Below are 23873 nucleotides of genomic sequence, written 5' to 3'. Positions count from 1 at the left end.
TCGGGGTCGGCTGGGAGAGCGGTGCCGGTCGGCTCAGCGGGTCCGGCGGGACTTCACCGCGTGTGCTCCGGCGATGTGGTCGGTCAGCGCCAGGGAGGCGCTCGCCCGCTGGTAGGAGAGCTGGCCGACGCGCACGTAGAGGCAGTCGATGAGCATCAGCACCGAGTGGCGCGCGCCGATGCCGCCGGTGCGGAAGCTGGTCTCCGAGGAGGAGGCGATCAGCCGTACGTCGGCGGCGCGGGCCAGTGGCGAGCGCGGGTCGGCGGTGAGCGCGATGGTGGTGGCGCCGCGCTCCTTGGCCAGCTCGAACGGCTCGATCGTCTCGCGGGTGGCGCCGGAGTGGGAGATGCCGATCGCCACGTCCGCCGGGGTGAGCAGGGCGGCGGAGGTGGTGGCCGCGTGCACCTCGGTCCAGCCGCGCACCGCGCAGCCGATGCGGAACAGCCGGGTCTCCGTCTCCTGCGCCACCGCGCCGCTGCCGCCGACGCCGTACACGTCGACGCGCCGGGCGCGGGCCACGGCCTGGGCGGCGCGCTCCATCGAGTCGAGGTCGATCCGGTCGATGGTCTGCTGGATGGCCCGCAGATCGGAGGTGCCCACGACCTGGACGACCCGCTCCAGGCTGTCGTCGGGGGAGATGTCCGGCCCGATCTCGGCGCTGCCCCACTCGGAGGACTCGCCCCGGCCCCGCTCCTGGGCCAGCTCGATCAGCAGGTGCTGGTAGGAGTCGAGGCCGATGGCACGGCAGAACCGGGTGACGGTGGCCTGGGAGGTGCCGGTGCGGCGGCCCAGCTCCGCGGCCGAGCAGTGGGTGACGGCGGCCGGATCCTCCAGGATCAGCTCGCCGACCTTCCGCAGGGAGCCGGCCAGCCGGGGCAACTCGGTGCGGATCAGGGTGGTGACATCGGTCGTGGGCATGCAAAGAAGGTACCAGCCACCCGTTGGGGCAGCAGCTGAATACCAGGACCGGGCTTCGCTTCCGCATCCGGGGGTGAACTGCGCCATTGCCCTTGATGCCGGGCCTGTGATTCAGTGATTCACTGATAGGTGTATGTGAGGTGGTTCAATCCACCAGTGGGGAGTCTCAGGTGTCCGTCGAGTCCGCCAATGAGTCCGTGCCCGAGCGGCTGAGCGCCGACCGCTTCGCGCGCGAGGGCCTGGCCGTCCTGACCCGCCTCACCGAGACCGCGCGCGCCGAGGTGAGCGCCGCCGCCGAACTGATCGCCGACTGCGTCCGCGAGGACGGCGTGGTCCAGGCCTTCGGTACCGGCCACTCCCAGGCCATGGTTCTCGAACTCGCCGGCCGCGCGGGCGGCTTCGTCCCCACCAACCGCCTCCAGATGGCCGACCTCGTCCTGTACGGCGGCGACCACCCCAGCGGCCTCGACGACCCGCTCCTGGAACGCGAGCCCGGCATAGCGGTCCGCCTCTACGAACTCGCCGACCCCCGCCCCCATGACCTCTTCGTCATCATCTCCAACTCCGGCGTCAACAACGTCATCGTCGAGATGGCCCTGCACGCCAAGGAGCGCGGCCACCGCCTCCTCGCCATCACCTCCCTCGCCCACACCGGCTCCGTGCCCGCCACCCACCCCAGCGGCAAGAAGCTCGCCGACCTCGCCGACGTCGTCCTCGACAACGCGGCCCCGCGCGGCGACGCCCTCCTCGAACTCCCCGGCGGCGGCGCGGTCTGCGCCCTGTCCACCCTCACCGGCGTCCTGCTCATCCAGATGACCATCGCCGAGGCCGCCGCCCAACTCCTCGCCTCCGGCGACCGCCCCCCGGTGTACGTCTCCGCCAACGTGCCCGGCGGCTTCGAGGGCAACCTGGAGCTGGAGAAGCGGTACGCCGGACGGATCCGGCGTACCGCCAGCTGATCACTTAACCGGTACGGGCGTCAGCGCGACCGCCAGCGGATAGGCGCCGGTGGTCAGCGGGGCCCCAGCGGCGCCGGACGCGGTGTCGACCGGCACCAGCCTGTTGCCGTCGGCCGTGGTGACGTAGGCCGTGGAGCCGTTCCAGTCCAGGCCGACATCGAAGGCGGACCTGCCGACGGTGACCTTCGTCCCCGGGGCGCCGGTCACCGTGTCGACGGGCGTGACGTGGTCCCCGGTGCTGGGGCTCACCCACAGGGTCCGCCCGTCGGGTGAGAGGCCGAGGCCGTACGCCTGGCCGGAGACCAGGAGCGTCGGCTCGGTGTCGTTCGTCTCCGTGTCGATCGGGGTCACCGTCGAGCCACCGGAGTTGGACACGTACACCGTCTTCCCGTCCGGCGCGGCGACGACGTTGAACGGGCGGGGGCCGACCGGGATCTCCGCCCCCGCCTTCCGTGCTTCCAGGTCGACCGGTGTGACGGTGTTGTCGTGGATGTTCGCCACGTACAGCGTCCTGTTGTCAGGAGTGATCGCCATGTTCTGCGCGCCGACCGCTTCGCCCAGGCCCTCGCCCGTACCGTCACCGACCCGGACCTCCGCGGAGCGCCACTGGTCGGAAGCGTCGACCAGTGGTCGGACAGCACAGACCTGCTCGACCGACCCCGCGCCGCCCACGCCGCCGCCACGGCACTGGGGGAGCCCCACGATGACTGATCACTACCCGTACCGCATCGCCGGCGGGAGCGGCTACCTCGTCCTGATCTGGCGGCCCGGAAAAGGCGACGCCCCCGATGAGTTCGTCGTCGACGACCACGGACGACTGCTCGCCTCCCCGGACACCAAGGGGCTTCAGAAGCACTGTGAGCGCAATGGCCGGCCGTTCGTCCAGGACGAGGAGGCCACTCTCGATCTGGAAGCCGTGCGGGAGTGGGCCGAGGGCCCGCGCCGAGGCCCGGTGCCGGCCGGGCTGTTGCTGGACGCGTGGAACTTCTTCGACGATCTCTCCCACAGCCGGCCGGCCGGCTCCTCGCTCCCCGCGCAGGGACCGATCCACGACGACGCCTACGAGAAGATCTTCGGCGGCGACGAAGCCTGCACGGACGAGGAGATGGCGGCGATGGGAGAACTCCTCCGCGCGGGACTGAACCTCTGGGAACGGTCCGCGCGCGGATCGGTCATCGTCATCGAGTGATGTCCGGTTCCCCGGCACCTCAGCGCTCGCGCCGCAACACCACGGTCGTCCCCGGCTTCACACGCAACTCCGCGTTCCCGCCCACCTTCGCCCCGCTCGCCAGGTTCGTCGACGCGCCGAAGCCTTTCGTGCTGAGGGTGTGGACGCGGTCCTCGGTGGTGTTCATGGCGATGAGGTACGGGCCGTACACGCAGCGGTAGAAGGAGGCGCGTCCGGCGTACGGGGTCTCCACGCCCGGCGCGCGCTCCGGCATGTCGGCCGGGGCCTTGGCCAGGGGCAGCACCTGGCCGGCGAACGCCTGGCGCAGGACGTCGCCGGGCGGGTCGAAACCGCCGTCCGGGATGTCGAGGTCGCCGACCGTGAACTCCCAGTTGACCCAGTCGGGTTCGGTGAAGGCGCGCCCGTCCGGGACGTACTTCACGTCCTGCCAGACCGTGGCCGAACGCTCCACGCCCGCCGCGCTGATGTGGTGGACGCGGGCGAGCCGGTTGATGCCCCAGCGGGCCCGCCAGTACAGGGACGCGTACAGGATCTCCTCGCCGTGCTTGACCGCGACCAGGCCGTTCTCCTCGTCGGCGAAGACGAAGTCGGGCGCGCCGGGCGTCATGGGGAGCCGCGCGCCGCTGCCGGTGGCGCCGCTGATGTAGGCGTAGTCGTCCGCGGCGCTCACCAGGTTGAGGTTGGTGCGGGCGGAGACCGCCGCCGCGTGCGTGTCCGCGAGGGACTGGAACGCCTGGCCGTCCGCGAGGGACTGCCGCGCGTACGCTGTGAGGTCCGGGTCCTTGATCAGCGCGGCCATCTTCATCGCGTGGCCGTCCCACTTGGCGTCCTCGTCGTAGGCGACCTTGCCGGGGTACTCGCTGTCACGCCAGCCGACCATGGTCTCCAGGCGCATCGCCCGGTAGCCGTCGCGGTCCACGGACGGGTGGCGGAAGACCATCCGCGCCTTGGCCATCTTGATCAGATGGTCGCGCAGGGTGCTGTCCTCGACGCCGCCTATGCCCGTCACCGCGTCGTACACCAGTGACAGCCACTCCTGGAGTTCGCCGTAACTGCCGGCGTAGCCGAGCTCCTTGGATATGCCCTTCTTGGTGACCTGGTAGTAGGAGCCGCCCAGTGGCGCGGTCGGTGTGCCGTCCGCGTCCTCCGGGCCGAGCCACGGGACCAGGCCGACGGACTGGTAGAGGTAGTCGCGGGCCTTCTCCTCGCCCCAGGCCTTGTCGGAGCCGAGCCAGGCCAGGCCGCGGTCGGCGAGATAGAGGCCGATGGCGCAGATGATGGCCTGGTTGGTGTACTGCGGGAAGTTCCGCCGCCAGAACTCGCGGCTGTCGAGGAGCATCTTCGCCCAGGCGTCCCGGCGCACGACGGGCGCGTACGACGAGCCGGCGGGTGCCACCAAGGTCAGGTCGTCGAACCAGGCGGTGCCCGCGCCCGACAGCCGGACGCTGATGACGACGTGTGTGGCCGTGGCTGGTGTGGTGAGGGCGGCCGTCACCTGCTCCCAGTCGTGGGTGCCGGCCGAGGCGTGGGCCTTGTTGTCCGTGCCGACCAGGGTGCCGTTCGCGTCGTGGAACAGGACGTCCAGATAGGCGCTGTCGGTGCCGACGCCGTCGGTCCTGATCCAGGCTCCGTACGTGTACGTGCCCTGATCCACCGGGATCTTCGCCGAGGTGCTGTAGCCGACCGTGCCCGAGACCGGGATCGTCACCTTCGCGGCGGCGTGCCCGGTGCGGTGGACGGTGGTGTCCCGGGAGGCGGTACCGCTGCCGGACCAGGTGGAGGACTTCCAGCCGGTCGTGCCGAACTCGAAGCCCGGGTTGCCCAGACCGTACGGCGACCCGATGACCGGCTCGTCGAGCAGCGGTTCCAGGACGTCCGCGAGCGCCAGCATGACCAGACCGGACCGGCCGAGCCCCATCCACTGCTGGCTGGAGCCCGTCATCACGGCCGGGTCGGCGAGGTACCTCCAGTGGACGCCGTCCAGGCTCCGGGCGATCTGCGGCGGCACCGCGACGTTCCCGTACGCGGCCGTCGCCGGCATGGCGTAGGCGCGGGCGAGGAACTCCAGGTACCAGAGGTCGAGTTGGGCGCTGGTCCGGCCCGCCTCGGCCGCGGCCCTGGCCAGGATGCGGTCGTTGATCGTGCCGATGATCGCGGTGCCGGGGGAGGTACGGGTCGGCGCGGCCGGCAGCGTCCCGGTGACGTCGTCGGCGGCGGGGTCGAAGTAGGGCTCGTCGTGCGTGTAGAGACGGTAGACCGTGCGGCTCGGGCCCTCCATGGCCTTGTAGTAGGCGTCGGCCGTCGCCGCGTACCCGGCGATCCGCCCCATGGACCGGATCTCCAGGGAGAGCGACCTCTTGCCCTCGGTGAGGTCGAGGGGCAGCGGCAGCGTGTGGAAGAAGAACCGCTCCGGGGTACGCGGATCGTCGCTCGCGATGTCGAGGGGGTCCACGGCGCCCAAGTGGTAGTGGCCGACCTGCCTGCCCTCGGCGAAGAGCTGGAGCCGGCCGAGCTCCGCGCCGCTCTCCGAGCCCCACAGCTTGATGGTGACGTACGTGGCGCCCTTGGCCCCGCAGGCCATCGTCGCCGCCAGCGTGCCGCCCCAACAGCCCGCTGTCTCGGGGGCGTTGAGCACGCGCCCGGCCTTGTCGAGGCCGCCCGCGACGACCTCGGAGCGGGTGGCGGTCAGCCGGTGCGCGCTCTCCGACGCGGTGTTCCCGAGCACGAGCGTGTCGAGCGGCCCGCGCCCGCCGGCAACGCCCTCCCCGGAAGCGGTCGAGGCATCGGCGGCCCGGGCGGTGCCGCCCTGCCACAGCCATCCCGCGGCTGTGGTGCCTGCGGCCATCTTGAGAAGGGATCTGCGCTGGACTGCTTCGGCCACGGCGGACGTTCCTTTCGGCTCTGCGGGGAGGGGAGCGTGAACAGGCCATGTTTAGTAAACGTATTCCACGCTAGTGAGGAGGGCGATGCCCGGTCAATGGTCGTGCATGGATAGCCTTTTGCGTACGGGACGGTCGAACTGGGCGAAGTTGGGTAACCGTTTCCCGCTCCTCCGCCGACGACCTGGGCCTCGTCGGCCTCCCCGGAAACGACGAGGGCGGCTGCCGGGTTCGGCAGCCGCCCTCATCAGGAACTCAGGAGATCGATCAGCCACTCGTCAGGATGACGAGTCGCTGGGTCGCCCGGGTCATGGCCACATAGCGGTCGACCGCCCCTTCGATGCCCTCGCCGAACTTCTCCGGGTCGACGAGGACGACCAGGTCGAATTCGAGCCCCTTCGACAGCTCCGGGGTCAGCGACCGGACGCGGGTCGTCGCCCGGAACGTGGGGTCGCCGATGACGCAGGCGATCCCGTCGGCATGGCCGGCGAGCCAGGTGTCGAGGACCGAGTCCAGCTCCGCGACTGATCCGTGGACGACGGGGACGTCGCCGCTGCGGATGGAGGTCGGGACGTTGGCGTCCGGGAGCGCGGCCCGGATGACCGGCTCGGCCTCCGCCATGATCTCTTCGGGCGTCCGGTAGTTGACGCTCAGGGAGGCCACGTCGATCCGGTCGAGCCCGACGCGCTTGAGCCGTTCCTGCCACGACTCGGTGAACCCGTGCCTGGCCTGGGCGCGGTCCCCGACGATGGTGAAGCTCCGCGACGGGCAGCGGAGCAGCAGCATCTGCCACTGTGCGTCGGTGAGTTCCTGTGCCTCGTCCACGACGACATGCGCGAACGGACCGGCGAGCAGGTCCGGTGTGACGGTGGGCAGTGCGCTCTCGTCGACGAGGGTGTCCCGCAGGTCCTGGCCGTGCAGCATCGTCACCGCGCCCTCGCCGTCGGGATCGGCGTCGATGATGTTGTCGATGACACCGGCCATGCGCTCGCGTTCGGCGGCGACGGTGGCCTTGCGCCGACGCTCACGTCGTGACGCCTCGGGGTCGCCGAGCCGCTGCCGGGCCGCGTCCAGGAGCGGCAGGTCGGACACCGTCCAGGCCTGCGGCTCCGCGCGCTGCAGCTTCCGTACGTCGTCGGGGTCGAGCCAGGGGGCGCACATCCGCAGGTAGGCGGGTACCGACCACAGGTCCCCGACGAGATCGGCGGCTTCGAGCAGCGGCCACGCGCGGTTGAGGGTGCCGACCAGTTCCCTGTTGTTCTGCAGCGACTTGCGCAACAGCGCGGGCGGGGCGTCGTCGCCCTCGTGCTTGTCCATGAGGAGCGTGACCAGCTCCTCCCAGATCTGCTCGCGCGCGTCGTTGTGCGACGTACCGGGTTCCGCCGCTTCGAAGGCCTCGGCCCAGTCCTCGGCGCTCAGCCGGATGTCGGACCAGGGGGTCGTGACCGTCATGCCCTTGGCGGGCGGCTCCTCGTAGAACCTGACGGCCTTCTCGATCGCCTTCACCATGTTCGCGGACGACTTCAGGAGGGCCACCTCCGGGTCGGCCTCGATCGCCGCGCCGGCTCCCTCGGCGACCAGGTCCCGCAGGGTGCAGGTCTGCACGCCCTCCTCGCCGAGGCTGGGGAGGACATCGGCGACGTAGGCCAGGTAGGGCTGGTGCGGACCGACGAACAGCACGCCGCCCCGACGGTGACCGAGGCGCGGGTCGGAGTAGAGGAGGTAGGCGGAGCGGTGCAGGGCGACGACGGTCTTGCCCGTGCCCGGACCACCGTCGACGACGAGGGCGCCGCGGGATCCCGCGCGGATGATGGCGTCCTGGTCGGACTGGATGGTGGAGAGCACATCGCGCATCCGGGCCGACCGGTTGCTGCCCAGACTGGCGATGAAGGCGGACTGGTCGTCGAGCGCGGCGTGCTGTTCGAGCCCGTCGGCGGTGAACACCTCGTCCCAGTAGTCGCTGATCCGGCCGCGGGTCCAGCGGTACCTGCGGCGGCTCGCCAGACCCATCGGGTTGGCGTGCGTCGCCGCGAAGAACGGCTCGGCTGCGGGGGAGCGCCAGTCGATGAGCAGCCGGCGGCCCGCGCTGTCCGTGAGGCCGAGCCGTCCGATGTACATGGGCTCGGCGTCGTCCGCGCCGACCACGTGCCCGAGGCACAGGTCCAGCCCGAAGCGGCGCAGGGCGCGCAGCCGGGCGGACAGCCGGTGGATCTCGATGTCCCGCTCCATGGCCTCCCGGCCGGCGCCGCCCGGCGCCCGGCGCTCGGCATCGAGGCGGTCGGACAGTTCGGCGATCGCCTCCTCGAGGCTCGCCGCGATGGCCGCGAAATGCCGCTCGTCCCGAGCGATCAGCAGGGGGTCGGCCTTGGCGGCGAGACGGTCGGGAAGGTCGAATGCGCCGGTCGTCGGAGGGTTCTTGTCATCAGGTCCGGCACGCACTTCGTGAATCTCCCATTTCCGCAGGTAGTGGCCTCGGCCTGTGATTGTGCGCCACGACCGGGGCCTTGCCGCAAGCCCCCTGGTGCGCTATACGTTGAGAGTGGAAAGGCGCGGGCACTCCCCTTTCCCGGTCCCCCCATCATCGTCCGCCGCGAGCGGACGACCTCTTCGCGGGCACCTCACGCACAGCCGCACCGCCACCTCAGGGACCGAAAACCGCCGGCGTCCGAAGCCGCGCGCGGGCCGATCGACTATCTCATGTGCGCCGTACCGCCCCTCGGCAGTCTGCTCGTCTGCCGCGTCGGGAGCACCGGATTTCGCGGCTTCCTCCGTCGGTGCGACGGCACTGGTGCTGTCCGTTGGTTTCGACGACGATGGCGCAACTGGTCTACCTGCCAACCATTGATCGAGGCCGACAGGGTACGAGGGCCCCGGACGGTTACCGTGTCGACCGAGCGCGCCGGTTCTGCCGCGCCGGTGGACGACCAGACAGGGGAGGCCGCGGGCATGGCCGGGCTTGCATCGAACGACAAGAGCCGCAGGCGCCCGCGGTGGAGGTGGCGCGCCGCCTGCTGGACCATCTGCTGACGTCGGGCCGGCTCAGGGCCGGTGACCGGCTGCCGCCGGAGCGGGAGCTCGCGGCGACCTTCGGGGTGGGCCGCTCGGCGGTCCGCGAGGCCCTCAAGTCCCTCTCGCTGCTCGGACTCCTGGAGATTCGGCAGGGCGACGGCACCTTTGTCCGGGGCGCTCCCTCCGACCTATTGCCGCAGGTCCTGGAGTGGGGACTGATGCTGGGCGACCACACCATGGACGAACTCCTGGGGGCTCGCGCGCGCGTGGAGGTCGACCTCGCGGAACTCGCCGCGCTGCGCCGGACGGACAACGACGTCACCGCCCTCGAGGCCCATCTGGCCCGGATGGCCGCCGAACACGACGACCCGGAGCGCTGTCTGGAGGCCGACCTGGCCTTTCACCGCGCCCTGGCCCAGGCCTCCCACAACAGCGCCCTGGCCGGTCTCCAGGCCCGGCTGGAGACCCTGGTCGCCGTATGGATCCGGCAGAACATCCGCAAGCCGGGCGAGGGACGGCTCGGCGAGCACGACGCCGTACTGAAGGCCGTGCGGGACAAGAACCCCCGGGCGGCACGGGCCGCCATGCACGCGCACATGGACTCGGCGACGCGGCGGCTGCGGGCGCGGCTCGGGAGGGGATGACGGTGATGTCGAGTTCACCACCGGTCGACCGGTTGAGGTATGGCTGTTCGGAAGGCATTCTCGCGACGAGTCAGTCGAGAGCGGCGGCCATCCGGTGTACCGCCTCGGTGATCAGCTCGGGGGAGGTCGCCAGGTTCATCCGGACGAAGCCCGCGCCGCCGGTCCCGAAATCGGCGCCGGAGTTCAGGGCGACGCGGCCCCGGTCCAGAAAGAGGGTCGCCGGATCACCGTCCGCGCCCAGAGACCGGCAGTCCAGCCAGGCGAGGTAGGTGGCCTGGGCCGGTGCGCAGCGTACGGCGGGCAGGTGGGCGGCCAGCAGGTCCGCCAGCAGCCGTCGGTTGTCGTCGAGCCCGGCGAGCAGGGCGTCGAGCCAGTCGCCGCCGTGCCGCAGCGCGGCGGTGTGGGCGATGACACCGACATGGCTGGGGCCGTGGCCGACCTCTTCGGGAAGGCGGGCGAGGTCGGCGGCCGCGTCGGGCCCGGCGACGGCCAGCGCGGCCTTCAGCCCGGCCAGGTTCCACGCCTTGGACGCCGACATCAGCGACAGCCCGTCCTCCGCGCCGGGGACGCTCAGATACGGCACGAACGTCGCGCCCGAGGCCACGATCGGAGCGTGGATCTCGTCGGCGACGACCCGGACGCCGTACGACCGCGCCAGCCTCGCCACCTCCGCCAGCTCCTCGGCGGTGTGCAGTGTGCCGGTCGGGTTGTGCGGGCTGCACAGCAGGTGGACCGGGCGCTTCCGGCCGTCAGTGACGCGCCCGAACGCGGCCTCCAGCACCTCGAAGTCGATCCGGCCGTCCGGCCCCAGCGGCGCCTCGACCACGGGACGGCCCAGGTTCTGGATGAACTGGTAGAACGGCGGATACACGGGGGAGTTGACGATGACCGGATCGCCCGGTCCGGAGACCAGCTTGAGCATTTCGACGATGCCCAGCATGACGTCCGGAACGATCGCCGTACGCTTCACCGCGAGGCCGTCCCAGCCCCACCGCCCGCTCGCGAACCCGGCCAGCGCCTCGGCGTAATCGGTCCCGGCCGGGTAACCGGTGTCCCCGAGTGCCACCGCGTCCACGATCGCCCGCGCGACCGGCTCGGCGAGGGGCGTGTCCATCTCGGCGACCCACAGCGGCAGTACGTCGTCCGGGTACGTCCGCCACTTCATGCTCGTACGCCGCCGCAGCTGCTCCAGCGAGAGCCGGCTCAGCGGATTGGCGGTGCCCGGGGCGGAGGTGTCACGAGATCCACTGTCCATGGGCCAAGAGTAGGCGGGGGGCTGCCTGCGCCTGCTGCCCCTTTGGCTTGTCATGGCCGCCGACGGCACGCCGTACTGCAACGGGGGGAGCGGAAGGGAACAGCGCGCGCCTTTCCCCCGGGAACGTCGCATGCTGGTGTCCCGTGCGGCCGTGCCGTGGTCGCGGCACGGCCGCCATCCCACGCAGTGCGGCCCCCGCACCGCCCGGACCCACGGAGCACCATGACCGACACCGGTCCTGATACCGGTCCTGATACCGGTCCCGACACGGTTTCCGAGGCCCGCGCCATCGCGCTGCTGTCCCACCTCCAGCTGTGGCTGGTACCCGCCGTCCTGACGGGACTGCTCGCGCTGCTGCTGTCCCTGCTCTACATGGGCGGCATCGTCAACCCCAACCGTGACCTGCGGGACCTGCCCATCGCCCTGGTCAACGGTGACACCGGCAAGCCGCCCGCCGGCCAGGGCGAGAACCTGGGCACCCAGGTCACCGCCGCCATCGCCGCCGACAGCGCGGGCGGCAAGGCCGAGTGGCGTACCCTCACCCGCGCACAGGCCCAGGACCAGCTGGACTCCGGCAAGGTGTACGGCGCACTCGTCGTCCCGGCCGACTTCACCGACGCCGTCACCGCGCTGACCACGACCGGGGCCACCGAGCGGCCGACGATGACCACGCTCACCAACCCCGGCAAGGGCAGCCTCGGCTCCTCCCTGGCGGGCCAGATCACCACCAAGGCGGCGCACCAGGCGTCCCAGGACCTCGGCGAGCGGCTCACGCGGGCCGCCACCGGTGCCGACTCCACCTCCCGGCTGCTGCTCGCCGACCCCGTGGAGGTCGTCACGGAGGTCGGCCACCCCATCGGCACCCACAGCGGCCTCGGTTTGAGCGCCTTCTACTACACGCTGCTGCTCGTCCTGGCCGGCTTCATGGGCGGCAACGTCATCAGCAACGGCGTCGACACCGCCCTCGGCTACGCCGACAACGAGATCGGCCCCTGGCACACCCGCCGCCCGACGGTGCCGATCACCCGGAACCAGACGCTGCTGCTGAAGATGGCCATGACCGCCGGCATCACCCTCCTCAGCGCCTCACTGGTGATGGCGTGCTGCGTCGGCGTCCTCGACATGGACGCCTCGCATCTGCCGCTGCTGTGGATCTACTCCTACTGCGCGTCCCTCGCCGTCGGCCTCGGTGTGCAGGCCATCAACGCGGCCTTCGGCGGGATCGGGCAGCTGGTGTCCATGTTCGTCTTCATCGTCCTCGGCCTGCCGTCGTCCGGCGCCACCGTCCCCCTCCAGGCGGTGCCCGACTTCTACCGCTTCCTGTCCCACTTCGAGCCCATGCGCCAGCTCAGCGACGGCGTGCGCGCCATCCTCTACTTCGACGCGCGCGGCGACGCCGGCCTCACCCGCTCCTGGCTCATGATCGCCCTCGGTACCGCCCTCGCCCTCGTCTTCGGCTTCGCGATGACGAGCTACTACGACCGCAGGGGCCACAAACGCCTCACACCCCGGCCGGTCTGACCCCGGCCCCCGAGCCGGCACGCGGGCGGGGCTTCCCGCAGGCCAGGTGGTCTTCACCCTTTCGGGCCGAGCCCGTGCCTCCTCCAACGGCGCGCGCCTCGTCAGCCCTTGCCGAGGACGGTGAGCGCACCGCCGTCGTTCCGGTCCAGCGCGCGGGAGATGACCATCCGCTGGATCTGGTTGGTGCCTTCGAAGATCTGCATGACCTTGGCCTCGCGCATATAGCGCTCGACGGGGAAGTCGCGGGTGTACCCGTATCCACCGAGGACCTGTACCGCGTCCGTGGTGACCTTCATGGCGTTGTCCGTGGCCACGAGCTTGGCGATCGACGCCTCCAGCGTGAAGGGGAGGCCGAGGTCCTTCAGCCGCGCGGCGGACAGCGCGGTGGCCCGCGCCGACTCGATCGCGGCGCCCATGTCGGCCAGCAGGAACGCCAGGCCCTGGTGCTCGATGATCGGCCTGCCGAAGGTCTCCCGCTCGCGGGCGTAACGCACCGCGTGGTCGAGGGCGCCCTGGGCGAGCCCGGTGGCGACAGCGGCTATGCCGAGGCGGCCGCAGTCCAGCGAGGCGAGCGCGATCTTCAGGCCCTCCCCCTCCGCCCCGATCCGCCGCTCGACCGGCACCCGGACGTCGTCCAGTCGCATGGTGGCCGTCGCCGAGCCGGTCAGCCCCATCTTCCGCTCCGGCGGATCGGCGCTGAGCCCCGGGGTGTCCGCCGGGACCAGGAAGCAGGAGATGCCGCGGCCGCGCTCGTCGGAGGTGCGGGCCATCACCGTGTAGAAGTCGGCGTGACCGCCGTGCGTCGTCCAGGCCTTGGCACCGTTGAGGACGTATTCGTCGCCGTCACGGACCGCGCGGGTCAGCATGGCCGCCGGGTCGGAGCCGGCGTGCGGCTCGGACAGGCAGTACGCGCCGAGCAGTTCGCCACCGATCATGTCCGGCAGCCACCGGCGCCGCTGCTCCTCCGTGCCGAAGCGCGCCAGCGGGAAGCAGGACAGGGCATGCACGGAGATGCCCACGGCGACGCTCGACCAGACCGCGGCGACCTCCTCCAGCACCTGGAGATAGACCTCGTACGGCTGGCCCGCCCCGCCGCACTCCTCGGCGAAGGGCAGCCCGAGCAGGCCGCTGCGCCCGAGGGTGCGGAAGACGTCCCGGGGAAACGTCTCGTCCGCCTCCGCGTCGGCGACCCGAGGGGTGAGCTCCTTGGCGGCGAGCGTGCGCGTGAGCTGGATGAGCTCGACGGCTTCCTCGGTCGGCAGGGCGCGAGTGGCAGGCACGGCAACCTCCATGCTTTGATACTAGAAGCGATACTGCGGTACGTACAAGCGTATCATTTTCAGTACGGCGAAGAGGTGGTCGGCTTCGGTGCGGTGGCCCGGGGAGCCGAGAAGGCCGGGGTGATCGCCGGATATCAGGACGAGACGGCGTGCACGATCAGTGAGGCGAGCTGCTCGTACGCCTCCGCGTCGGTCAACCCGGTGCGCGCCTTCAGTTCGCCCTGCTGGATCTGGCGCATCGTGGCGGCGGCGACCTCTCCGACGAAGGCGGTGTGCACGTCCCGGAAGGCGCCGCCGGAGACACCCTCGGAGATCAGCTGCCGCACCCGCTCCGCGGCCATCCTCGTGTTGGCCTCGTACACCTCGCGGGCGGGCGGGAACTCCGCCACGTCGTCGAGGAACCGGCGGGAGAGCGGACGCAGTTGCTCGGCCACCGCCGTCAGGTACGCCCGGACACGGTCCGACGGGGCGACGGTCTGCGCCACCCGCTTCTCGACCGCCTCGGTCGCCCCCCGGAAGTAGTGCTTGACCGCCTCCACGACCAGCCCCTGCTTGCTGCGGGCGAGCTGGTAGAGCGTCGTCTTCGAACAGTGCAGCCGCTCGGCGAGGTCGTCGAGGGTCAGCTCCGCGAACCCCTCCGTCGTGACCAGTGCGACGAGTCGTTCCAGCAGGTCGGCCTGGCGGGCCGTGCGGCGGGTGGCGGGCATGATCCCAGCGTAGCGGCCTGCCCTGCGCGGCCTGAGGCCCGTCGCCGGCGGGTGGCGGATGCCGGGGCCGCCCCCGGCGCCCCACCCGCAGGGCATCCGCTCGCGTCCCGTCCTTGACCACGGGTCCGCCCTGCCCGATGCTTGTTGCGGCACATGAGATGCGTGCCGTAATAAGCAACGTCGGACTCCGGTTCGTACCCATCGAGGAGTGGCCATGACTCATCAGGTCCGTGCTGTCGTCGCGCGGGGGAAGGGCGCCCCCGTCAGCCTGGAGACGATCATCGTGCCCGACCCGGGCCCTGGCGAGGCGCTGGTGAAGGTCGAGGCCTGCGGGGTCTGCCACACCGATCTGCACTATCGCGAGGGCGGCATCAACGACGACTTCCCCTTCCTGCTCGGCCACGAGGCCGCCGGGGTCGTGGAGTCGGTCGGCGAGGGCGTCACCGACGTGGCACCCGGCGACTTCGTCATCCTCAACTGGCGCGCGGTGTGCGGACAGTGCCGGGCTTGTCTGCGCGGGCGGCCCTGGTACTGCTTCGACACCCACAACGCCAAGCAGAAGATGACCTTGCTCGACGGCACCGAGCTGTCACCGGCGCTGGGTATCGGCGCGTTCGCGGAGAAGACGCTGGTCGCGGCGGGGCAGTGCACGAAGGTCGACCGGGCCGCGTCGGCGGCGGTCGCCGGGCTGCTGGGGTGCGGGGTGATGGCGGGCATCGGCGCGGCCATCAACACCGGCAACGTCGGCCGGGGCGACACCGTGGCCGTCATCGGCTGCGGCGGCGTCGGGGCCTCGGCGGTCGTCGGGTCGAGCCTGGCGGGCGCGGCGAAGATCATCGCCGTGGACATCGACGACCACAAGCTGGCCACCGCGAAGAAGCTGGGCGCGACCCACACCGTCAACTCCAAGGACACCGACGCGGTCGAGGCGATCCGCGAGCTGACCGGCGGTTTCGGCGCCGATGTCGTCATCGAGGCGGTCGGCCGCCCGGAGACGTACAAGCAGGCCTTCTACGCCCGCGACCTCGCCGGCACGGTCGTCCTCGTCGGCGTCCCCACCCCGGAGATGAAGCTGGAGCTGCCGCTGCTGGACGTCTTCGGGCGGGGCGGCACGCTGAAATCCTCCTGGTACGGCGACTGCCTGCCGAGCCGGGACTTCCCGATGCTCATCGACCTCTATCTCCAGGGGCGCCTCGACCTGGACGCGTTCGTCACCGAGACCATCGCCCTCAACGACGTCGAGAAGGCCTTCGAGCGGATGCACGGCGGCGACGTGCTGCGCTCGGTGGTGGTCCTCTGATGGCCGGCGCCCGTATCGAGCATCTCGTCACCTCGGGGACGTTCTCGCTGGACGGCGGCACCTGGGACGTCGACAACAACGTGTGGATCGTCGGCGACGACCACGAGGTGATCGTCATCGACGCCGCCCACGACGCCGACACCATCGCCGAAGCCCTCGGCGGTCGCACCCTGCGGGCCGTCGTGTGCACCCACGCCCACAACGACCACATCGACGCCGCCCCCGAACTCGCGGCGCGCACCGGCGCCCCGATCCTGCTCCACGGCGACGACCTGCCGCTGTGGAAGCAGACCCATCCCGAACGGATGCCCGACGGCGACCTGACCGACGGCCAGGTCCTCACGGTGGCCGGTGTCGAGCTGACCGTGCTGCACACCCCCGGCCACGCCCCCGGCGCGGTGTGCCTGTACGCGCCGGACCTGGCGGCCCTCTTCAGCGGTGACACCCTCTTCGCGGGCGGCCCTGGGGCGACGGGCAGGTCGTACAGCGACTTCCCGACGATCGTCGGTTCCCTCCGGGACCGGCTGCTGACCCTGCCGGGGGACACCGTCGTCCATACCGGGCACGGGGAGGCGACGACCATCGGCGCGGAGGCCCCGCATCTCCAGGAGTGGATCGACCGCGGGTTCTGACCCCAGCCCGCCCCTGCATGTGCTGTTGCTCATCATGCTGCCCATTGCGTGATGAGCAACCACAAATGATGCGTCGCCCCGTCTCCTGGATGCCTTGACAAGGGTTCGGGGCGAACCTCAAACTGTTGTTGCGCTTACCGCAATCCGTTTCGTTATACGCACCGAGGTGTCATGATGATTCCCGCGTGCCGTCTCACGGATCTCCCGCGAGGCGAGGCATACCGGCTCGACATCGATCCGCCGGTCTCGGTGTTCCACACCGACGACGGCGAGATCTTCGCCATTGACGACACCTGCACCCACCAGGACGCCTCGCTCGCCGATGGCTGGCTGGAGGGCCGTGAGGTGGAATGCCCGCTGCATGCTTCGAAGTTCGACCTGAGGACCGGTGCCGTCGACTCCCCGCCGGCCAAGCTCCCTGTCCGCACCCATGAGGTCGCGGTCGAGGACGGCATGGTCTATGTGCGGGTGTCCACGGACGCCCCCAACCTGCCGCCGTGCATCGCGGCCAGGCTCGCCGGGGGTCACGCGTGAGGACGCTGGCCGTGGTGGGAGCCTCGCTGGCCGGGCTGTCGGCGGCGCGCTCACTGCGCAAGCAGGGCTACGACGGGCGGCTGGTCGTCATCGGCGACGAGCTCCACCGTCCGTACGACAGGCCCCCGCTGTCCAAGGAGTTCCTCGCCGGCACCATCGGTGAGGCGGAGCTGGCGCTGGAGTCCGACGACGAGGACCTGCGGGCCGAGTGGCTGCTCGGCGTCCGCGCCACCGCACTCGACCGCACGGACCGCGCCGTCCGGCTCGCCGACGGCCGGGAGGTCCGCGCCGACGGCATCGTCATCGCGACCGGCGCCGCGGCACGCACCCTGCCCGGCGCCGAAGGCCTGGCCGGAGTGCACGTCCTGCGCACCCTGGACGACGCCCGCGCCCTGCGGGACGAACTCGCCGGGGGCGGCCGGCTGGTGGTGATCGGCGGCGGGTTCGTCGGCGCCGAGGTCGCCTCCACCGCCTACGCCCTCGGGCTCGACGTGACAATCGTCGAGGTGGCCCCGACGCCCCTCGCCGGCCCGCTCGGCGAAACCATGGGCGGCATCGTCTCCGCTCTCCACACCGACCACGGCGTACGGCTGTTGTGCGGTGTGGGCGTCAAGGGGCTGAGCGGGGAGCACCGCGTGGACGCCGTCCTGCTGGAGGACGGCCGCAGCGTCCCCGCCGACATCGTCGTCGTCGGGGTGGGCGCACGGCCCTGCGTCGATTGGCTGGAGGGCTCCGGCGTCACCCTCGACAACGGCGTCAAGTGCGGTGCGGACGGCCGCACCAGCCTGGCCGGCGTGGTCGCGGTCGGTGACTGCGCCAACTGGTACGACCCCCGCGTCGGCGCCCATCGCCGCGTCGAACACTGGACCGGCGCGCGCGAACGGCCCGACGCGGCCGTCGCGACGCTGCTGGCGGGGGGTGCGGTGGAACCGGGCGTGCCCCGGCCGCCGTACTTCTGGTCCGACCAGTACGGCGTGAAGATCCAGTTTGCCGGTCACGCGGCCGGCGCCGACAGCGTGACGATCGAGGAGGGCGCCGCGGGCGACCGCGACATCCTGGCCGTCTACCGGCGCGCGGGGCATCCCGTCGCCGTGCTCGGGATGAACCAGCCGAGGCTGTTCACCCGCTGGCGCAAGCAGCTCGCCGCCGCCACAGCCTGACCCCGCACACCTGACCCCGCACATCTTGACCCCGCCACACCTTGACACCGCCCATCGGGCACCCCATGCTGCCGTTGCCCATGGCGCGCAGCGTTGCTCCCTGCACAACGCCGTCCGGAGTCGCTCTTCCCGGCGCGTGAATGACCCCTCCATGACGTTCCCCGAGGAGTGCCCTGTGACTTCGACCAGCCTGCCGGACAGTCTGATCGCCACCCTCCCCGGCTCCTCCTACACGGACCCGGGGATCTTCGCCCAGGAGCAGGAACACATATTCGAGAACATGTGGTTCTGCGCCGTGCGCTCGTCCGACCTGGCGAAACCCGGCGCCTTCCGGACGGTCGACGTGGGCCGCGAGAGCATCCTGGTCACCCGGGCCCGGGACAACTCGATCCGCGCCTACTTCAACGTCTGCCGGCACCGCGGCGCCAAGCTGTGCACGCAGGAGAGCGGCGAGGTCAAGCGGGCCTTCCAGTGCCCGTACCACGCCTGGACCTACGGGCTGGACGGCAAGCTCGTCGCGGCGCCCAACCTCACCAAGATGCCCGACGTCGGCCGCACCGAATACGGCCTGGTGAGTGTGGCCGTCCGTGAATGGCTCGGCTATGTCTGGATCTGCCTGGCGGAGAACCCGCCCTCCTTCGAGGAGTACGTGATCGGCGAGATCGTCAGCCGCCTCGGGGACGTCGACTTGATCGAGCGCTACGACATCGACAACCTCTCGGTCGGCAAGCGGATCGTCTACGACGTGAAGGCGAACTGGAAGCTGATCATCGAGAACTTCATGGAGTGCTACCACTGCGCCACCATCCACCCGGAACTCACCGAGGTGCTGCCGGAGTTCGCAGACGGCTACGCGGCTCAGTACTACGTGGGCCACGGCGCGGAGTTCGGCGAGGAGGTGCGGGGGTTCACCGTCGACGGTTCCGAGGGGCTGGACCGTATTCCGGGCGTCGCCGAGGACCAGGACCGCCGCTACTACGCGATCACCGTCAAGCCGCAGGTCTTCATCAACCTCGTCCCCGACCATGTGATCTTCCACCGTATGTACCCGGTGGCCGTCGACCGCACGATCGTCGAGTGCGACTGGCTCTACCTCCCGCATGTCGTCGACGGCGGCAAGGACGTCAGCCGGTCCGTGGAGCTCTTCGACCGGGTCAACCGGCAGGACTTCGACGCCTGCGAGCGCACCCAGCCCGGCATGAGCTCCCGGCTGTATGCCAAGGGGGGTGTGCTGGTGCCCAGCGAGCACCACATCGGTGCCTTCCACGACTGGGTGAACGAGCGCCTGGGCGCCCGGCAGTCGTAGTGGAGGCGGTTCAGCCCACGTGGCCCAAGCGGTGGCTGATCTCCTCCGCGCCCTTGAGCAGCAGCGGAGCGAGCTCATGCAGACGCTCCTCGGTCAGCCGGTACGAGGGCCCGGAGGCGCTCAGCGCGGCGACGACCGTTCCCTCGCTGTTGCGGATCGGGGCGGCCATGGCATGGAGGCCCAGCTCCAGTTCCTCCCGCGCCCAGGCATAGCCGCGCTCGCGGGCCTCGGCGAGGTTCTTCTCCAGCTTGGTCTTCGCGGTGATGGTGTGCGAGGTGACCTTCTTCAGGCCGGACGAGGTGAGCAGCGCGGTGCGGTCCTTGGCGGGCAGGTGGGCCAGCAGGATCTTGCCGCTGGACGTGGCGTGCAGGGGGGTCAGCTGGCCGACCCAGTTCTGCGCCGTGACGGCGCCCGGGCCGCGTACCTGGTAGAGGTTGACCGCGTAGTGCTCCTGGAGCACGGCGATGTTGACGGTCTCGCCGAGCTCCTCGGCCAGGCTCTCGCAGACCGGGCGGCCCTGTTGTGTGATGTCGATACGTCCCGTCACCGCACCGGCCAGACGCACGATGCCGAACCCGAGACGGTACTTGCCGCGCTCACCCGCCTGCTCCACCAGACCGCGCGCCTCCAGGGCGCCCAGCAGTCGGAACGCGGTGGACTTGTGAACATCGATCTCGGCCGCCACCTCGCTGACCCCCGCCTCCCCGCGGTGCGCCAGAATCTCCAGGACGCTGATGGCGCGGTCGACCGACTGCACCCCGCCGGACTGCGAGTTGGACGTTTCTGTGTCAAGACTGTAGTTGCTCACAATGAAACTATACGCGCAGTAAACAACACCGTTGCAAGCAGCGAAGCCGAGACGAAGGCCTTATAGGTTGCGTGCTTCGCAACCTGGTGCATATTGCGCACTGGTACTAGCATGCCTCGCACATCTACGGCGCGAGCGAGACGAGACATGATGGCTCCCTTGCAGTACGACTTCGTCATCGTCGGCGGCGGATCGGCCGGCAGTGCACTGGCAAACAGGCTCTCCGCGGATCCGGCGAACCGGGTGCTGGTACTGGAGGCCGGCCGGTCCGACTACCCGTGGGACGTCTTCATCCACATGCCCGCGGCGCTGACCTACCCGATAGGCAGCCGGTTCTACGACTGGAAGTACGAGTCCGAGCCCGAACCCCACATGGGCGGCCGTCGCATCTACCACGCCCGCGGCAAGGTGCTCGGCGGCTCCAGCAGCATCAACGGCATGATCTTCCAGCGCGGCAACCCCCTGGACTACGAGCGCTGGGCGGCCGACCCCGGGATGGAGACGTGGGACTACGCCCACTGTCTGCCGTACTTCCGGCGGATGGAGAACTGTCTGGCGGCCGACCCGGACGACGAGTTCCGCGGTCATGACGGGCCCCTCGTCCTGGAGCGCGGCCCCGCGATCAACCCCTTGTTCGGCGCCTTCCTCAAGGCCACCGAGGAGGCGGGCTACGCGCCCACGGACGACGTCAACGGCTACCGGCAGGAGGGCTTCGCCAAGTTCGACCGCAACGTCCACCGCGGGCGCCGGCTGTCGGCCTCGAAGGCGTACCTCAAACCCGCGACGAAGCGCCCCAACCTCACCGTCAAAACCCGCGCCCTCGTCACCCGCGTCCTCTTCGAGGGCAAGAAGGCCGTCGGCGTCGAGTACCGGCGCGGCAAGGGCGCGCCCCAGCAGGTCCGCGCCAAGGAGGTCATCCTCTGCGGCGGCGCGATCAACTCCCCGCAGCTGCTCCAGCTCTCCGGCGTGGGCAACGCGCGGGAGCTCAGCGCCCTCGGCATCGACGTCGTGCACGACCTGCCGGGCGTCGGCGAGAACATGCAGGACCACCTGGAGGTCTACGTCCAGTACGCCTGCAAGCAGCCGGTCTCCATGCAGCCGTACATGGCGAAGTGGCGGGCCCCCTTCATCGGACTCCAGTGGCTCTTCCGCAAGGGCCCGGCGGCCACCAACCACTTCGAGGCCGGCGGCTTCGCCCGCAGCAACGAGGACGTCGAGTACCCCAACCTGATGTTCCACTTCCTGCCGATCGCGGTCCGCTACGACGGCTCCTCGCCGGCCGGCGGCCACGGCTACCAGGTGCACGTGGGCCCCATGTACTCCGACGCCATCGGCTCGGTGAAGATCAAGAGCAAGGACCCGCGCGAACACCCGGCGCTCCGCTTCAACTACCTCTCCACCGAGCAGGACCGCCGTGAGTGGGTCGAGGCGATCCGCGTCGCCCGCAAGCTCCTCAGCCAGCCCGCGATGGCCCCGTACAACGACGGGGAGGTCTCGCCCGGCCCGAAGGTGGAGTCGGACGAGGAGATCCTCGCCTGGGTCGCCAAGGAGGGCGAGACCGCCCTGCACCCGTCCTGCACCGCCAAGATGGGCACCGACGAGATGTCCGTCGTCGATCCGGCCAGCATGCGGGTGCACGGCGTGGAGGGCCTGCGTGTGGTGGACGCGTCGGTGATGCCGTACGTCACCAACGGCAACATCTACGCACCGGTGATGATGATCGCCGAGAAGGCCGCCGACCTGATCCTCGGCAAGGAGCCGCTGCCCGCCTCCAAGGCCGCGTACTACCGCCACCACGACGCCCAGCAGGCCGGCGGGTAGACGTTGGGCGCCGAAGGACTCCGGACGCTGCTGGGCAGCGTCCGCCACGAGGTGCTGCCCGCCGGGGCGACCGAGGACAAGGTGCTCGCCCACGTCCCGCGCGACATCGTCGTCACCGTGACGGCGTCGCCGGTCAAGGGCCTGGAGCCGACCCTCGCTCTCACCACCCGGCTCGCGGCGCACGGCTACCGCGTCGTCCCGCACGTGCCCGCGCGGCTGCTGCGGGACGACGCGCACCTGAAGGAGGTGGTCGACCGGCTCCTCGAGGCGGGGGTGGACGACGTCTTCGTCCCGGCGGGCGACGCCGACCCGTCGGCCGGGGCCTACGACGGGGCGCTGCCGGTGCTGCGCCGGCTGAGCGAGCTGGGCAGGCCCTTCGCGCACGTCGGCGTCACCGGCTGTCCCGAGAGCCATCCCCTCATCCACGACGACGTCACCGTCCAGGCGATGTGGGACAAGCGCGAGCACGCCACGTACGTCGTGAGCAACCTCTGCTTCGACCCGCGGACGCTGGGGGAGTGGATCGCCCGGATACGGCGCCGGGACATCACGCTGCCCCTCCATGTGGGCGTCGCGGGGCCCGTGCAGCGGGCGAAACTGCTGTCCATGGCGACGAAGATCGGCGTGGGGGAGTCGACGCGCTTCCTGACCAGGCACGCCTCCTGGTTCCTGCGCTTCGCGGCACCCGGGGGTTACTCACCCGAGAAGCTGCTCACCCGCACCGAGGGCGCTCTCACCACCCCTTCGGCCGGGGTGGCGGGCCTGCATCTGTTCACCTTCAACCAGATCGCCGAGACGGAACTGTGGCGGCGGTCCCTGCTGGACCGGCTGGGCGGCTGACACGCACCTCTCGGGGGCGGAGTGGCCGTCTCATTCGTATACGACTACGAGGGCGGGCGGGCCGGTGGAGGCCGGCCCGCCCGCCCTCGTGCCGTGTCGCTCAGCGGAAGACCACCGTGCGGTTGCCGTCCACCATCACGCGGCTCTCGCTGTGCCACTTCACCGCGTGGGCGAGGACCTGGGCCTCCACGTCCCGCCCGACCGTGACCAGGTCCCGGGGGTCGCGAGAGTGATCGACCCGGACCACGTCCTGCTCGATGATCTGCCCCTCGTCCAGGTCGGAGGTGACATAGTGCGCTGTCGCACCGACGAGCTTCACACCACGGTCGTAGGCCTGGTCGTAAGGGCGTGCGCCCTTGAAGCTGGGAAGGAAGGAGTGGTGGATGTTGATGGCGCGGCCTTCGAGCTGCTTGCACAGGTCGTCGGAGAGGACCTGCATGTAGCGGGCCAGCACCACGAGGTCGACGTCCAGGTCGCGCACCAGCTCCAGCAGGCGTGCCTCGGCCTCGGCCTTGGTGTCCCTGGTGACCGGGATGTGGTGGAAGGGGATGCCGTAGGTGTCCGCCAGACCCTCGAAGTCCCGGTGGTTGGAGACGATCGCGGGGATCTCGATGTTCAGGGCGCCGGTGCGCCGGCGGAAGAGCAGATCGTTGAGGCAGTGGCCGAACCTGGACACCATGATGAGCGTCCGGGTCGGCGTCGACGCCTCGCTCAGGGTCCACGAGATGCGGTACGCCTCCGCCACGGGACCGAATCGGTAACGAAGAGTTTCCAGATTCGCGTCCGGATCGGAGACGTCGAAGTGGACCCTCATGAAGAAACGGCCCTGGAGTCGATCATCGAACTGCTGGCTCTCAAGGATGTTGCCCGAGTTCCTGACGAGAAAGCCGCTCACTGCGTGGACCAGTCCGGCACTGTCAGGACACGAGAGGGTGAGGACGTACTCACGGCCGGATTGCGATCGAGGGGACATGACAGCCTCCGATGGTGCGTATTGCACAACATGGTGAGCGATACGCAACATGGTCGGCGTGCCGTCGCCCGCGGTCAAGGGTGGCCGCGCAAGTGCCCGCCTGGCGAAATCGTCATCATCCAACCCCTTGACGTACGT

Annotated in this window: 20 protein-coding genes; 11 read left to right on the top strand and 9 right to left on the bottom strand. The window is 70.5% G+C overall.

Annotated features, from left to right (window positions below):
* Positions 1-33 precede the first annotated feature (33 nt).
* A complete protein-coding gene (locus tag I8N67_RS03240) occupies positions 34-918 on the bottom strand; it encodes a MurR/RpiR family transcriptional regulator (protein ID WP_200301019.1) in 885 nt (294 codons plus the stop codon).
* Positions 919-1088: 170 nt separating this feature from the next.
* On the opposite strand from I8N67_RS03240, the gene I8N67_RS03235 reads away from it, so the two are divergent.
* Entirely contained in the window at positions 1089-1877 is a 789-nt protein-coding gene (locus I8N67_RS03235; protein ID WP_200301018.1) for a sugar isomerase domain-containing protein, read from the top strand.
* Here I8N67_RS03235 and I8N67_RS03230 read toward each other — a convergent pair whose 3' ends face one another.
* Positions 1878-2579 (bottom strand): YncE family protein, encoded by a 702-nt coding sequence (locus tag I8N67_RS03230; RefSeq protein ID WP_307835133.1) that lies wholly within the window; start codon positions 2577-2579, stop codon positions 1878-1880.
* Between the two features lies 1 nt (position 2580).
* On the opposite strand from I8N67_RS03230, the gene I8N67_RS03225 reads away from it, so the two are divergent.
* On the top strand, positions 2581-3066 hold the full coding sequence (locus I8N67_RS03225) for a hypothetical protein (RefSeq protein ID WP_200301017.1): 486 nt from the start codon (positions 2581-2583) through the stop codon (positions 3064-3066).
* Between the two features lie 19 nt (positions 3067-3085).
* Here I8N67_RS03225 and I8N67_RS03220 read toward each other — a convergent pair whose 3' ends face one another.
* Together I8N67_RS03220 and helR are read right to left on the bottom strand one after the other, a co-directional pair.
* On the bottom strand, positions 3086-5947 hold the full coding sequence (locus tag I8N67_RS03220; RefSeq protein WP_200301016.1) for a Tat pathway signal protein: 2862 nt from the start codon (positions 5945-5947) through the stop codon (positions 3086-3088).
* Between the two features lie 265 nt (positions 5948-6212).
* A complete protein-coding gene (helR, locus tag I8N67_RS03215; protein WP_200301015.1) occupies positions 6213-8384 on the bottom strand; it encodes an RNA polymerase recycling motor ATPase HelR in 2172 nt (723 codons plus the stop codon).
* A 551-nt stretch (positions 8385-8935) separates the two neighbouring features.
* On the opposite strand from helR, the gene I8N67_RS03210 reads away from it, so the two are divergent.
* Positions 8936-9598: a FadR/GntR family transcriptional regulator gene (locus I8N67_RS03210; protein ID WP_200301014.1), complete on the top strand. Its 663-nt coding sequence runs from the start codon at positions 8936-8938 to the stop codon at positions 9596-9598.
* Positions 9599-9668: 70 nt separating this feature from the next.
* Here I8N67_RS03210 and I8N67_RS03205 read toward each other — a convergent pair whose 3' ends face one another.
* Positions 9669-10853: a MalY/PatB family protein gene (locus I8N67_RS03205; protein ID WP_200301013.1), complete on the bottom strand. Its 1185-nt coding sequence runs from the start codon at positions 10851-10853 to the stop codon at positions 9669-9671.
* Positions 10854-11075: 222 nt separating this feature from the next.
* On the opposite strand from I8N67_RS03205, the gene I8N67_RS03200 reads away from it, so the two are divergent.
* Positions 11076-12374, top strand: a complete 1299-nt coding sequence (locus tag I8N67_RS03200; protein WP_200301012.1) for a YhgE/Pip domain-containing protein — start codon at positions 11076-11078, stop codon at positions 12372-12374.
* Positions 12375-12475: 101 nt separating this feature from the next.
* Here the strand turns inward: I8N67_RS03200 and I8N67_RS03195 are convergent, their stop codons facing one another.
* Positions 12476-13654, bottom strand: a complete 1179-nt coding sequence (locus I8N67_RS03195; protein ID WP_200301011.1) for an acyl-CoA dehydrogenase family protein — start codon at positions 13652-13654, stop codon at positions 12476-12478.
* Positions 13655-13788: 134 nt separating this feature from the next.
* Positions 13789-14361, bottom strand: coding sequence for a TetR/AcrR family transcriptional regulator (locus I8N67_RS03190; RefSeq protein ID WP_200301010.1), 573 nt, complete (start codon positions 14359-14361; stop codon positions 13789-13791).
* Positions 14362-14575: 214 nt separating this feature from the next.
* Here I8N67_RS03190 and I8N67_RS03185 point away from each other — a divergent pair, with 214 nt between their 5' ends.
* The 5 genes from I8N67_RS03185 (at position 14576) to I8N67_RS03165 (ending at position 19293) form a co-directional block, all read left to right on the top strand.
* Positions 14576-15661: an S-(hydroxymethyl)mycothiol dehydrogenase gene (locus tag I8N67_RS03185; RefSeq protein WP_200301009.1), complete on the top strand. Its 1086-nt coding sequence runs from the start codon at positions 14576-14578 to the stop codon at positions 15659-15661.
* Positions 15661-16293: an MBL fold metallo-hydrolase gene (locus I8N67_RS03180; RefSeq protein WP_200301008.1), complete on the top strand. Its 633-nt coding sequence runs from the start codon at positions 15661-15663 to the stop codon at positions 16291-16293. Before I8N67_RS03185 ends, I8N67_RS03180 begins: the two co-directional genes overlap by 1 nt.
* Before the next feature lie 171 nt (positions 16294-16464).
* Positions 16465-16827: a bifunctional 3-phenylpropionate/cinnamic acid dioxygenase ferredoxin subunit gene (locus I8N67_RS03175; RefSeq protein ID WP_200301007.1), complete on the top strand. Its 363-nt coding sequence runs from the start codon at positions 16465-16467 to the stop codon at positions 16825-16827.
* Positions 16824-17987, top strand: a complete 1164-nt coding sequence (locus I8N67_RS03170) for an NAD(P)/FAD-dependent oxidoreductase (RefSeq protein WP_200301006.1) — start codon at positions 16824-16826, stop codon at positions 17985-17987. The genes I8N67_RS03175 and I8N67_RS03170 overlap by 4 nt, the downstream gene beginning before the upstream one ends.
* A gap of 175 nt (positions 17988-18162) precedes the next feature.
* A complete protein-coding gene (locus I8N67_RS03165) occupies positions 18163-19293 on the top strand; it encodes an aromatic ring-hydroxylating oxygenase subunit alpha (RefSeq protein ID WP_200301005.1) in 1131 nt (376 codons plus the stop codon).
* Between the two features lie 10 nt (positions 19294-19303).
* Here I8N67_RS03165 and I8N67_RS03160 read toward each other — a convergent pair whose 3' ends face one another.
* Positions 19304-20050: an IclR family transcriptional regulator gene (locus I8N67_RS03160; RefSeq protein WP_200301111.1), complete on the bottom strand. Its 747-nt coding sequence runs from the start codon at positions 20048-20050 to the stop codon at positions 19304-19306.
* A 201-nt stretch (positions 20051-20251) separates the two neighbouring features.
* Here I8N67_RS03160 and betA point away from each other — a divergent pair, with 201 nt between their 5' ends.
* Both betA and I8N67_RS03150 read left to right on the top strand, forming a co-directional pair.
* The gene (gene betA / locus I8N67_RS03155) at positions 20252-21922 is read left to right on the top strand and encodes a choline dehydrogenase (RefSeq protein ID WP_200301110.1); all 1671 of its coding nucleotides are present in this window, start codon (positions 20252-20254) and stop codon (positions 21920-21922) included.
* 3 nt (positions 21923-21925) lie between these two features.
* Positions 21926-22762 (top strand): methylenetetrahydrofolate reductase, encoded by an 837-nt coding sequence (locus I8N67_RS03150; protein ID WP_200301004.1) that lies wholly within the window; start codon positions 21926-21928, stop codon positions 22760-22762.
* A 100-nt stretch (positions 22763-22862) separates the two neighbouring features.
* On the opposite strand, the gene purU is transcribed toward I8N67_RS03150, so the two are convergent.
* Complete coding sequence (purU, locus tag I8N67_RS03145) at positions 22863-23735, bottom strand: formyltetrahydrofolate deformylase (RefSeq protein WP_200301003.1); 873 nt, start codon at positions 23733-23735, stop codon at positions 22863-22865.
* Between the last annotated feature and the right edge of the window lie 138 nt (positions 23736-23873).

Source organism: Streptomyces adelaidensis (genome assembly GCF_016598475.1).
In the GTDB taxonomy this organism is placed as follows: Bacteria; Actinomycetota; Actinomycetes; order Streptomycetales; family Streptomycetaceae; genus Streptomyces; species Streptomyces adelaidensis.
This window is presented reverse-complemented; position numbering and strand designations above follow the sequence as displayed.

What these genes read in the sequence shown, in the direction of transcription:
- I8N67_RS03240 (WP_200301019.1), bottom strand. Translation starts at nt 918, where the DNA reads ATGCCCACGACCGATGTCACCACCCTGATCCGCACCGAGTTGCCCCGG.
- I8N67_RS03225 (WP_200301017.1), top strand. Translation starts at nt 2,581, where the DNA reads ATGACTGATCACTACCCGTACCGCATCGCCGGCGGGAGCGGCTACCTC.
- I8N67_RS03205 (WP_200301013.1), bottom strand. Translation starts at nt 10,853, where the DNA reads ATGGACAGTGGATCTCGTGACACCTCCGCCCCGGGCACCGCCAATCCG.
- I8N67_RS03200 (WP_200301012.1), top strand. Translation starts at nt 11,076, where the DNA reads ATGACCGACACCGGTCCTGATACCGGTCCTGATACCGGTCCCGACACG.
- I8N67_RS03190 (WP_200301010.1), bottom strand. Translation starts at nt 14,361, where the DNA reads ATGCCCGCCACCCGCCGCACGGCCCGCCAGGCCGACCTGCTGGAACGA.
- I8N67_RS03185 (WP_200301009.1), top strand. Translation starts at nt 14,576, where the DNA reads ATGACTCATCAGGTCCGTGCTGTCGTCGCGCGGGGGAAGGGCGCCCCC.
- I8N67_RS03180 (WP_200301008.1), top strand. Translation starts at nt 15,661, where the DNA reads ATGGCCGGCGCCCGTATCGAGCATCTCGTCACCTCGGGGACGTTCTCG.
- I8N67_RS03175 (WP_200301007.1), top strand. Translation starts at nt 16,465, where the DNA reads ATGATGATTCCCGCGTGCCGTCTCACGGATCTCCCGCGAGGCGAGGCA.
- betA (WP_200301110.1), top strand. Translation starts at nt 20,252, where the DNA reads ATGGCTCCCTTGCAGTACGACTTCGTCATCGTCGGCGGCGGATCGGCC.
- purU (WP_200301003.1), bottom strand. Translation starts at nt 23,735, where the DNA reads ATGTCCCCTCGATCGCAATCCGGCCGTGAGTACGTCCTCACCCTCTCG.